This window comes from Paraburkholderia sp. BR10937 (assembly GCF_040965695.1).
Taxonomy (GTDB): Bacteria; Pseudomonadota; Gammaproteobacteria; order Burkholderiales; family Burkholderiaceae; genus Paraburkholderia.
On the sequence record NZ_JBFRCL010000071.1, the window covers coordinates 33,572 to 44,763 of the forward strand.

Genomic DNA, 11,192 nt, shown 5'->3' on the forward strand with positions numbered 1-11,192 from the left:
CAGCGGACGATCAGCCGGCGCTCTTTCAACTCACAACGGTCATTGGAACAATGAAGCTCGTAATCGGAGACAAGAACTATTCGTCGTGGTCGATGCGTCCGTGGGTGCTGCTCAAGCACTTCGGCATGGCGTTCGAGGAGGTGTTGATCGAACTCGACGAGCCGGGCACCAAGTCGTCGATCCTGGCGTTCTCGGCCTCGGGCAAGGTGCCGTGCCTCGTTGGCGACGACGGCTTTGCCGTATGGGATTCGCTCGCGATTGCCGAGACGCTCGCCGAGCGCTTCCCGCAGCACGCGCTGTGGCCGCGCGACGCGAACGCGCGCGCCCGCGCGCGCAGCGTGAGCGCGGAGATGCATGCGGGCTTCGGCGAAGTGCGCAACCACATGCCGATGAACATCCGCAAGGTGAAGCCGGGCGCCGGCGCGACGCCGGGTGCGCTCGCCGACGTCGCGCGCATCGACGCGCTCTGGCGCGAGTGTCTCGCCGCGAGCGGCGGGCCGTTCCTGTTCGGCGAGTTCAGCATTGCCGACGCGATGTACGCGCCGGTCGTCATGCGCTTCAACAGCTACCAGCCGAAGCTCTCGCCAGAAGCGGCGGCGTACGCGCAGCGCGTGAGCGCCCTGCCCGCGGTGGCCGAGTGGGTCGAGGCGGCGCGCCGCGAAACGCACATCGTCCAGGACGACGAACGCGACGACGAATGAAGATCTATGTCGTAGGCGGCGCGATCCGCGACGAGATGCTCGGGCTGCCCGTGCGCGACCGCGACTATGTCGTGGTGGGCGCGACGCCCGAGCAGATGGCCGCGCAGGGCTATCGTCCGGTGGGCAAGGACTTTCCCGTCTTTCTGCATCCCGAAACGCATGCGGAGTACGCGCTCGCGCGCACCGAGCGCAAGACGGCGGCGGGCTATCACGGCTTCCAGTTTTTCTACGCGCCTGACGTGACGCTCGAGGAGGACCTCGCGCGGCGCGATCTCACCATCAACGCAATGGCGCAGGAGATGCAGCCGGGCGGCGTGCTCACGGGGGAAGTCGTCGATCCGTTCGGCGGCGCGCGCGATCTCGAAGCGCGCGTGTTCCGCCACGTGAGCGACGCGTTTCTCGAAGACCCCGTGCGCATTCTTCGTATCGCGCGCTTTGCCGCGCGATTCGCCGATTTCACCGTCGCGCCCGAAACGCTCGAACTCATGCGCGAGATGGTCGCTTCGGGCGAAGTCGATTCGCTCGTGCCCGAGCGTGTGTGGCAGGAAATCGCCCGCGGTCTCATGGAAGCGAAGCCGTCGCGCATGTTCGAGGTGTTGCGCGATTGCGGCGCGCTCGCGCGCGTGCTGCCCGAAGTCGATGCGCTGTGGGGCGTACCGCAGCGCGCCGACTATCACCCGGAAATCGACACGGGCGTGCACGTGATGATGGTGATCGACCATGCGGCCGCTCAGGGCTACACGCTGCCGGTACGCTTCGCGGCGCTCACGCACGATCTCGGCAAGGGCACGACGCCCGAGGACGTGCTGCCGCGTCACATCGGCCACGAAGGGCGCAGCGTCGATCTGCTCAAGCCGCTGTGCGACCGTCTGCGCGTGCCCAACGACTGCCGCGAGCTGGCGGTGCTGGTCGCACGCGAGCATGGCAACGTGCATCGCGTGGTGGAGATGGGCGCGGCGGCGCTCGTGCGCATGCTCGAACGGTGCGACGCGCTGCGCAAACCCGCGCGTTTCGCCGAGGCGCTGCAGGCCTGCGAGGCCGATTTGCGCGGGCGGCTGAACTGGGAGAACGCGCCGTATCCGCAGGCGGAGCGCCTGCGTGTGGCGCTCGTGGCCGCGCGCGGCGTGGATGCGGGGGCGATTGCGCGCTCGATCGAACGCGGCGGCGCCGAGAAGATCAAGGAAGCGGTGCACGAGGCGCGCGTGGCGGCCGTGGAAGCCGCGCTCGCGACGGCTTGAGCCGTTCAGTGCGCGCGTTCAGAGCACGCGCACGAGAAACGAAAGCGCCATCGAAAGCACAAGCGTCGACATGAACGGCAGCGGATACTCGCGGCCGAAAATGCGCAGCGTGATGTCGCCGGGCAGCCGCCCGATGCCGAGCTTTTTGAGCCACGGCTGGGCGCTCGAGAGAATCGCCACGGCGATGAAGGTGGTGAGAAACCAGCGGATCATGGTCGCGTGGCGTGAGCGTCAGAGTGTGTGGCTGCGGTCGCCGCGCGCGAACGCCGCGATGGTCTCGCCGATGCCGCGCGAAAACGCGATCACCTTGAATAGCTCGCCCATCTCGCTTTCCGAAACGAGTTTCTGCACCGCGTTCGCGGCGGGCAGGAAGCGCTGCGCGTCGCGCGGATCGATCTCGCCCAGCACCTCGGTGATGCCCGCGTTCATCAGAAAGCGCGCCTGCGTGGTGTAGCCGAGCAGGTCCGCGCCCGCTTCGACGCCCGCTTCGGCAATGCCCGTGAATTCCACGTGCGCGGTGATGTCCTGCAACCCGGGGTAGAGGAACGGGTCGCCATGCGCGCGGTGCCGGTAGTGGCACATCAGCGTGCCTTGCGCGCGCTGCGCGTGGTAGTACTCGTGGCGCGGAAATCCATAGTCGATGAAGAACGCCGCGCCGCGCTGGAGCATCGCGCAAACCGTGCGCGTGAAGGCGAGTGCGGCTTCGTGCGTTTCGGTCACGTAGTCTTCGCTGCCTTCCACGCCCGCGAGCGCGCTCTCCGGCCAGTTCGCGTCGCGCCCGGAGTTCGCCGGCTGGTCGGAAAAGACGAAGGCGCCTTCTGCGTTTGCGCTCACGCCGCGCTCGTGCCAGACGGCGTCCTTGCGCGAGAACAGGCGCACCGGCATGGCGTCGAGCACCTCGTTGCCGGTCACGACGCCTTCGAACTGCGCGGGCAGCGCATCGAGCCACGTCACGCGATTGAGCAACGCCGGCGCGAGTTGCGCGATGGTTTTGCGCTGGCGCTCGCGCAGCTCGCCCGATAGATCGACGATGGCGTAGGAGTCGAACGCCACGCCGGCGGCGTCGAGTGCGACCATCACGCCCGCCGCGAGGCGGCCCGTGCCCGCGCCGAATTCCATCAGGCGGCGCGTGCCGCTGGCGGCGAGCGCTTCGCCGACAGCGCGCGCGAGCGTCGCGGCAAACAGCGGCGAAAGCTCGGGCGCGGTGACGAAGTCGCTGCCGTCATCGGCGAACAGGCCGAACTTGCGTGCGCCGCCGCCGTAATAGCCGAGTCCCGGCGCGTAGAGTGCGCGTTCCATGTAGCGGTCGAACGGCAGCCACCCGCCCGCTGCGGCGATTTCGGCGCGCAACGTGGCCGCGAGCGCCTCGGACTGCGCGAGCGCGATCGGCTCGGGAACAGGTAAACTATCGGGTTCGTGAGCTTTCGGATTCATCCCGGCATTGTAAATGAGCGCAACTCCCGGCATCCGCCCGGCTGACGCCGACATGAGCGCATCCGGCGAAGGATCGCGCCCCGATTCTGACGTAGTGGCGCCCGTCGTACTGGTGACGGGCGGAGCACGCCGCATTGGCCGCGAGTTCTCGCTCGGCTTTGCGGCGCGCGGCTGGGACGTCGCGGTCCATTACGGCGAGTCGCGCGAAGCCGCCGACGAAGTCGTCGCGCAGATCGCGGCGCTGGGCCGCCGGGCCGTGGCGCTGCACGCCGACCTCGGCGACGAAGCCCAGGTGGCGCGGCTCGTGCCGGACTGCACAGCGGCGCTCGGCCGTCCCGCGTGCGTGCTCAACAATGCTTCGCGCTTCGACGAAGACACGGCGCAGGATGTGGGCTACACGAAGCTGCTGCAGCTCATGGCGATCAACGTGGGCGCGCCGCTCGTGCTCGCGCGCATGCTGTACGAGGCAACGCCCGAGGCGGCGGCGGACGACGAGACGCTGCGCACGTGCGTGATCAACGTGCTCGACCAGAAGCTGTACAACATGAATCCCGACTATCTGTCGTACACGCTGACGAAGGCCGCGCTGCAGAACGCCACCGTCGCGCTCGCCCAGGCGCTCGCGCCGAAGGTGCGCGTGGTGGGGCTCGCGCCCGGCCTCACGCTGCAGTCGGGCGACCAGACGCCGGCGAGCTTCGCCGCCGCGCACCAGGTCACGCCGCTCAAGCGCGCGTCGCGGCCCGCCGATCTCGTGGAAGCCGCGCTGTATCTGGCGCGGGCAACCGGCGTGACCGGCACGACGCTCGTCGTGGACGGCGGCCAGCACCTCGTCCCGCTGCCGCGCGACGTGATGTTTTTGACGGGCGGCTGACGCCCGAACGTGGGTTGCATCTAAATTTGCAACTAAATGCATAGCCCGTTGCGCGCAGAACTGCGAGCAAGCGGTGCCGACGAAGACAAAGGAACGCAAGCCGCCGCGCACGAGCGGTTTTGCAGACCGGCTGAACGACCCGCCGGGCGCGCCGCGCCGGCATACGTGCGAGAGAACGCACGCTTTTATCGACTGGAACCCGTATGTCCACCGTATTGCTTCACCCCCGGCTCGCCGACTGCCGCCGGCTTTTCCTGCGCGACTACGAAGTGCACATCAACATCGGCGTGCACGACTTCGAGAAGCGCGGCGAGCAGCGCGTCGTCATCAATGTCGATCTGTTCGTGCCGCTCGCTTCGACCACGCCGCAAGAGGACAAGCTGCGTGAAGTCGTGGACTACGACTTCATGCGCTCGACCGTTGCCGAACGCGTGGGCAAGGGGCATATCCATCTGCAGGAGACGCTCTGCGACGATCTCGCCGCGGCGCTGCTTTCGCACGAACTCGTGCGCGCAGTGCGCGTCTCGACCGAGAAGCCCGACGTTTATCCGGACTGCGACGCGGTGGGCGTCGAAGTCTTTCGCATCAAAGAGGACTGATTCATGAACGCCCCCGAAACGCTACCCGTTGGCGAGGACGCCGCGACCGAAGAAACGGGCCGCCAGGCGCTCACGCGCCGCGAGCAGAAGGAAGCCTACGAGAACAACAAGCTGTTCAAGCGCATCGTGCGTCAGGTCGGCCAGGCGATCGGCGACTACAACATGATCGAGAACGGCGACAAGGTCATGGTCTGCCTGTCGGGCGGCAAGGACAGCTACGCGATGCTCGACGTGCTGCTGCGCCTGCGCGAGCGCGCGCCGATCGACTTCGACATCGTGGCCGTGAACCTCGACCAGAAGCAGCCGGGCTTTCCGGAGCATGTGCTGCCCGAATATCTCGACAAGGTCGGCGTGCCGTACCACATCGAGAATCAGGACACGTACAGCATCGTCAAGCGCCTCGTGCCCGAGGGCAAGACCACGTGCTCGCTGTGCTCGCGCCTGCGTCGCGGCATTCTGTACCGCGTGGCGGGCGAACTGGGCGCGACCAAGATCGCGCTCGGCCATCATCGCGACGACATTCTCCAGACGCTGCTGCTGAACCTGTTCTACGGCGGCAAGCTCAAGGGCATGCCGCCCAAGCTGCAGTCCGACGACGGCAAGAACGTCGTGATCCGGCCGCTCGCCTATGTGAAGGAAACCGATCTCGAGAAGTACGCGGTGCTGCGCGAATTCCCGATCATTCCGTGCAACCTGTGCGGCAGCCAGCCGAACCTGAAGCGCGCAGAGATGAAGGCGCTGATCCGCGAGTGGGACAAGCGCTTCCCGGGCCGCGTGGAGAACATGTTCAACGCGCTCGGCAACGTCGTGCCGTCGCATCTCATGGACGCAAACCTGTTCAACTTTGCGGACCTGCGCGCGACGGGCGTGGCCGATCCGGCCGGCGACATCGCGTTCGACGAAGAGCCGTGCTCGACCGACCCCGCGCCTGCGGAAGGCACGGCCATCAAGTTCACGCCGTTCGACGATCTTTGAGCCGCCTTTGAGTCGTCCCCGCGGTTCGACTCAAACGCTCCGACCCCGCATCGGAGCGTTTTTCACATCTGGCCGCCGATCCGAAGAAAAGCAGTTGTAAAACAATGTTTTTCGGGGCACGAGAGCCCGGCCGGCCGGCGTGTCGGGGATATCCCGCATGCTAAAATCAGCCGCTTCATTCCTCATCCAGTCACTGATGCAATGAACATCGTGATCCTCGCGGCAGGCATGGGCAAACGCATGCACTCCGCGCTGCCGAAAGTGCTCCATCCGCTCGCCGGCAAGCCGCTCCTCTCGCACGTCATCGATACTGCCCGCACGCTGTCGCCCACCCGCCTCGTCGTCGTGGTCGGCCATGGCGGCGAAGCCGTGCGCGAAGCCGTCGGCGCGCCCGACGTCCAGTTCGCGCTGCAGGCGCAGCAGCTCGGCACGGGCCACGCGCTCGCGCAGGCGCTGCCGCTGCTCGACGCGAACGTGCCCACGCTCGTGCTCTATGGCGACGTGCCGCTCACGCGCGCGTCGACGCTCAAGCGTCTCGTCGAGACCGCTGGCGAGAACGGCTACGGCATCCTCACCGTCACGCTCGCCGATCCGACCGGTTACGGTCGCATCGTGCGCGACGCGGCAGGCAAGGTCGAGCGCATCGTCGAGCAGAAGGACGCGAACGAAGCGCAGCGCAGGATCGCCGAGATCAACACGGGCATCGTCGTGACGCCGACCGCGCCGCTCGCGGTCTGGCTCGCCGCGCTGAAGAACGACAACGCGCAGGGCGAGTACTACCTCACCGACGTGGTGGAAGCCGCGATCGCCGCCGGTCATCCGGCCGTGACCGCGCAGCCCGACGACGAATGGGAAACGCTCGGCGTGAACAGCAAGCAGCAGCTCGCCGAACTCGAGCGCGTGCATCAGCGCACGGTGGCCGAAGCGCTGCTCGTGGCGGGCGTGACGCTCGCGGACCCGGCGCGCATCGACGTGCGCGGCTCGCTTCACTGCGGGCGCGACGTGTTCATCGACGTGAACTGCGTATTCGAGGGCGAGGTGACGCTGGCTGACAACGTGAGCGTGGGCCCGAACTGCGTGATTCGCAGCGCGTCGATCGGCGCGGGCACGCGCGTGGACGCCTACACGCATATCGAAAACGCGGCGGTCGGCGCGAACGCGGTGCTCGGGCCTTACGCGCGTCTGCGTCCCGGCGCGAAGCTCGCCGATGAAGTTCACGTGGGCAACTTCGTCGAGGTGAAGAACGCGATCATCGGCGTGGGCTCGAAGGCGAATCACCTGAGCTACGTGGGCGATGCCGATGTCGGCGCGGGCGTGAACATCGGCGCGGGCACCATCACCTGCAATTACGACGGCGCGAACAAGCACCGCACGATCATCGAGGACAACGTGTTCGTGGGCTCGGACACGCAGCTCGTCGCGCCCGTGCGCGTGGGCCGCGGCGTAACGATCGCGGCGGGCACGACGGTGTGGAAGGACGTGCCGGAAGCCACGCTCGCGCTCAACGAAAAAACGCAGATCGCGAAAACCGGCTACGTTCGGCCGGTGAAGAAAAAGAACTGAACGGTTGAATTGCGGGTGCCGCCTGTCGCGCGACAAGCGTGCGGCGCCCACGCCTCTCATTGCAAAGGATCGAATCCATGTGCGGCATCGTCGGCGCGGTTGCGCAACGTAACATCGTTCCCGTCCTGATCGAAGGACTGCGGCGGCTCGAATATCGCGGCTACGACTCGTGCGGCGTGGCCGTCGTGACGGCCGACGGCCCGCAGCGCGTGCGCAGCGTGGCGCGCGTGGCCGAGCTCGACGAGCAGGTGCGCGAGGCGCACTTCGAAGGCGTGACCGGTATCGCGCATACGCGCTGGGCCACGCACGGCGCGCCCACGGTGAACAACGCGCACCCGATCTTCTCGCGCGACACGCTCGCGATCGTGCACAACGGCATCATCGAGAACTACGAGTCGCTGCGTGAAATGCTGCGCGCGAAGGGCTACGAATTCGTTTCGCAGACCGACACCGAAGTCATCGCGCATCTGATCCACAGCCTGTATCAGGGCGACCTGTTCGCCGCCGTGCGAGCGGCCGTGCAGCAGCTCGCGGGCGCGTATGCGATCGGCGTGGTGCACAAGAGCCAGCCGCATACGGTGGTCGGCGCGCGCGCCGGTTCGCCGCTCGTGGTGGGCCATGGCAAGGGTGAGAATTTCATCGCGTCGGACGGGCTTGCCATCGCGGGCAGCGCCGAGCACATCAGCTATCTGGAAGAGGGCGATGTGTGCGAGATCACGCTGGAAGGCGTGCGCATCGCCGATCGCGCCGGCAATATCGTGACGCGCGAAGTGCGCGACGTGCAGGCCTATGGCGCCTACGGCGGCGCGGTCGATCTCGGCCCGTATCGCCACTACATGCAGAAGGAGATCTTCGAGCAGCCGCGTGCGATCTCCGACACGATTCCCGCCACCGACGCCTTCACGCCCGAGCTCTTCGGCGAGAACGCGGGCGAGGTGTTCAAGGGCATCGACAGCATCCTGATTCTCGCGTGCGGCACGAGCTATTACGCGGGCCTCACGGCGAAGTACTGGCTCGAGTCGGTCGCGAAGATCCGCACCGATGTCGAGATCGCGAGCGAATACCGCTATCGCGAGTCGGTGCCGAATCCGCGCGCACTCGTCGTGACGATCTCGCAGTCGGGCGAAACCGCCGACACGCTCGCCGCGCTCAAGCACGCGCAGTCGCTCGGCATGGCGCACACACTCGCGGTGTGCAACGTGGCGACGAGCGCGATGGTGCGGCTCACCGCGCTCAAGTTCCTCACGCACGCAGGGCGCGAGATCGGCGTGGCGTCGACGAAGGCGTTCACGACGCAGCTCGTCGGCCTCTTCATTCTCGCCGTCACGCTCGGCAAGCTGCGCGGCCATGTGAACGCCGAACAGGAAACCGCGTACCTGAAACTGCTGCGCCACCTGCCGGCCGCGCTCAACGGCGTGCTCGCGCTGGAGCCGCAGATCATCGCGTGGTCCGAAGAGTTCGCGCGCAAGGAAAACGCGTTGTTCCTCGGGCGCGGGCTGCATTACCCGATCGCGCTCGAAGGCGCGCTCAAGCTCAAGGAAATCTCGTACATCCACGCCGAAGCGTATCCGGCCGGCGAGCTCAAGCACGGGCCGCTCGCGCTCGTGACCGAGGCGATGCCCGTGGTGACGGTGGCGCCCAACGACGCGCTGCTCGAGAAGCTCAAGTCGAACATGCAGGAAGTGCGCGCGCGCGGCGGCCAGCTGTACGTGTTCGCCGATGCCGATACGCACATCACGAGCGAAGACGGCATCCACGTGATCCGCATGCCGGAACACTACGGGCTGCTCTCGCCGATCCTGCACGTCGTGCCGCTGCAACTGCTCGCGTATCACACGGCGTGCGTGCGCGGCACCGATGTGGACAAGCCGCGTAACCTGGCGAAGTCGGTCACAGTGGAGTGAGGGTGTTCGCGCGCTGATCGCGCCGCCGCCGGTTGAAAAAGGGGATGCCATTGCGGCATCCCTTTTTTATTGGACCAATCTATTGGGTCGATCGCAGCAGGAGACGCTCAGAGGCCGCTCAGGCGGCTGCCGCGGTTCAGTGCATGGACGGGGCCGATCAGACGCGCTGCGGCGCCTCTGAGGGCGCGTAACGCTCGTCTGGACCATGCGCCTGTCCGCCATGGCGAACCTCTGCCGAAACGCCGCTGGACGGTCATAATGTCGCCGTTCGATCAAGGAGACGACAGTGGCAAACGTGGCGCAATCCCGGCAACCGGGGCAGTCCGGCAGACTCCCCCGCCTGTTCGTGTTTTCCGGTGCGGGGCTGTCTGCGGAAAGCGGCATTTCGACGTTCCGCACCGGCGATGGCATCTGGTCCCATGCGAGCGTCGACGAGGTCTGCAATTACCTCACGTGGCGCCGCAACCGGCCCGCGGTGTTCCGATTCTACAACCAGCGCATCGCCGAATGCGGCGACGCGCGCCCGAACGCCGCCCACGAACGGCTCGCGAAATGGCAGGACGCCTGGGGCACGGAGCGCGTGCATCTCGTCACGCAGAACATCGACGACATGCTCGAGCAGGCCGGCGCGCGCCAGGTGACGCATCTGCACGGCGACATGATTTCGCTGCTGTGCACCGACTGCGACTATCGCTTTCCCGTGTCCGGCCGCGCGCTCGATCCGCAGGCGGCCTGTCCGTCGTGCGGGCAGGTGGAGGGCGTGAAGCCCGGCGTGGTGTTCTTCAACGAGGCTGCGCCCGAGTACGAGACGCTCTGGCGCATTCAGGGCGACATGACGCCGGACGATCTCTTCATCGCCGTGGGCACCGCGTTCGAGGTGATCCCGCCCGAGCGGTTTCTGCCGCCTGCGCGTTGCGGGCACTACGCGCGCAATTTCCTCGTCGATCCGGCGCCACGGCGCAGGGAATGCTTCGGCGTCGTCGAGGCCAAGCCCGCGACCATCGGTTTGCTCGATCTCGAGCCGACGATCGAGCGGATGATGGCGGGCGACTAGCCCCCACGCTGATCTTCACGCGATGCAATGAAAAAGGGCGTACCTCCTCGGGGGCACGCCCTTTTTCATTGCGCCTGCGTGCGACACTGGCTTTTCCTGATTCATTCGTTGCCGCCATGAACATTGCGAAGCAGATCGTTGGTTACCTGAAGTCGCGCTCGCTCGTGCTCGTGAGCGTCGAGACCGGCACGGCGGGTGCGATCGGCGCGATGCTGGCCGACCAGCGCGGAGCGTCAGGCTGTCTCGATCCCGGTTGCGTGGCGCATTCGCAGGCGGCGCTTGCGGCGCTGCACGGCGTGGATGCGGGCACGAGCGAGCACAACGGGCTCGTTAGCGAAGCCCTGGCGCGTGAAACCGCCGAAGGCGCGCTTGCGCGCAGCGCAGGACGCGCGAGCGTGGCGCTGGCGAGCATCGGCTGGTTCGCCAGCGAAGACGAGGAGCCCGGTGCAATCGTGACGCATTGCCTCGCATGGGCGTGCATCGAACGCGGCCGCGTGCATAGCGCAGGCGAGACGGTGTGCTTCTCCGGCAGGAGAAGCGAGATCCGCAGATCGATCGAGCGACGCGCGTTGCTCGGCTTGCCGCGATTCGTCGACGGTGTTCTTACGCGCGATTAAAACCAGTGTGGAATGACTTTGCGCGAATGCGCAGCACGCGAGCGCAGCGAGCGTCGCGATTTTCCCCATAGTCTTTTCAGTATTTATATTTATAAGTAGTAACAGTTAAGGAAGGTCTGCAAAAGTCCTGGCGTTGAAGTCACGTTGTCCTATCCTGGAAGAACGCGAATTAAAGGAGTTCCTCGATGACACAGCTCGGTCTTGGCCTGGATCTTTCAACGAAACGCACGCGCAAG

At 66.5% G+C, this 11,192-nt stretch carries 11 protein-coding genes; 9 read left to right on the forward strand and 2 right to left on the reverse strand.

What is annotated here, in order from left to right:
- Positions 1–50 precede the first annotated feature (50 nt).
- Positions 51–701 (forward strand): glutathione S-transferase family protein, encoded by a 651-nt coding sequence (locus AB4Y44_RS36930; protein ID WP_368702255.1) that lies wholly within the window; start codon positions 51–53, stop codon positions 699–701.
- Positions 698–1,939 (forward strand): multifunctional CCA addition/repair protein, encoded by a 1,242-nt coding sequence (locus AB4Y44_RS36935; protein ID WP_368702256.1) that lies wholly within the window; start codon positions 698–700, stop codon positions 1,937–1,939. The genes AB4Y44_RS36930 and AB4Y44_RS36935 overlap by 4 nt, the downstream gene beginning before the upstream one ends.
- A gap of 18 nt (positions 1,940–1,957) precedes the next feature.
- On the opposite strand, the gene AB4Y44_RS36940 is transcribed toward AB4Y44_RS36935, so the two are convergent.
- Positions 1,958–2,152: a DUF2905 domain-containing protein gene (locus AB4Y44_RS36940; RefSeq protein ID WP_321915292.1), complete on the reverse strand. Its 195-nt coding sequence runs from the start codon at positions 2,150–2,152 to the stop codon at positions 1,958–1,960.
- 18 nt (positions 2,153–2,170) lie between these two features.
- Positions 2,171–3,373, reverse strand: coding sequence for a class I SAM-dependent methyltransferase (locus AB4Y44_RS36945; RefSeq protein WP_368702257.1), 1,203 nt, complete (start codon positions 3,371–3,373; stop codon positions 2,171–2,173).
- Between the two features lie 52 nt (positions 3,374–3,425).
- Between AB4Y44_RS36945 and AB4Y44_RS36950 the strand changes: the two genes are divergently transcribed.
- From AB4Y44_RS36950 to AB4Y44_RS36980, 7 genes are all read left to right on the forward strand, one after another.
- Positions 3,426–4,244 carry an SDR family oxidoreductase gene (locus AB4Y44_RS36950; protein WP_342920445.1) on the forward strand — a complete coding sequence of 273 codons (819 nt, stop codon included), beginning with the start codon at positions 3,426–3,428 and terminating at the stop codon, positions 4,242–4,244.
- Positions 4,245–4,447: 203 nt separating this feature from the next.
- On the forward strand, positions 4,448–4,843 hold the full coding sequence (locus AB4Y44_RS36955; RefSeq protein ID WP_028203420.1) for a dihydroneopterin aldolase: 396 nt from the start codon (positions 4,448–4,450) through the stop codon (positions 4,841–4,843).
- A 3-nt stretch (positions 4,844–4,846) separates the two neighbouring features.
- The gene (gene ttcA / locus AB4Y44_RS36960; RefSeq protein ID WP_158758826.1) at positions 4,847–5,818 is read left to right on the forward strand and encodes a tRNA 2-thiocytidine(32) synthetase TtcA; all 972 of its coding nucleotides are present in this window, start codon (positions 4,847–4,849) and stop codon (positions 5,816–5,818) included.
- Between the two features lie 201 nt (positions 5,819–6,019).
- Complete coding sequence (gene glmU / locus AB4Y44_RS36965) at positions 6,020–7,381, forward strand: bifunctional UDP-N-acetylglucosamine diphosphorylase/glucosamine-1-phosphate N-acetyltransferase GlmU (RefSeq protein WP_368702258.1); 1,362 nt, start codon at positions 6,020–6,022, stop codon at positions 7,379–7,381.
- Between the two features lie 77 nt (positions 7,382–7,458).
- On the forward strand, positions 7,459–9,285 hold the full coding sequence (gene glmS / locus AB4Y44_RS36970; protein ID WP_342920406.1) for a glutamine--fructose-6-phosphate transaminase (isomerizing): 1,827 nt from the start codon (positions 7,459–7,461) through the stop codon (positions 9,283–9,285).
- A 286-nt stretch (positions 9,286–9,571) separates the two neighbouring features.
- Positions 9,572–10,339, forward strand: coding sequence for an NAD-dependent deacetylase (locus tag AB4Y44_RS36975; protein ID WP_368702259.1), 768 nt, complete (start codon positions 9,572–9,574; stop codon positions 10,337–10,339).
- Positions 10,340–10,455: 116 nt separating this feature from the next.
- Entirely contained in the window at positions 10,456–10,956 is a 501-nt protein-coding gene (locus AB4Y44_RS36980; protein WP_368702260.1) for a CinA family protein, read from the forward strand.
- Positions 10,957–11,192: the final 236 nt, after the last annotated feature.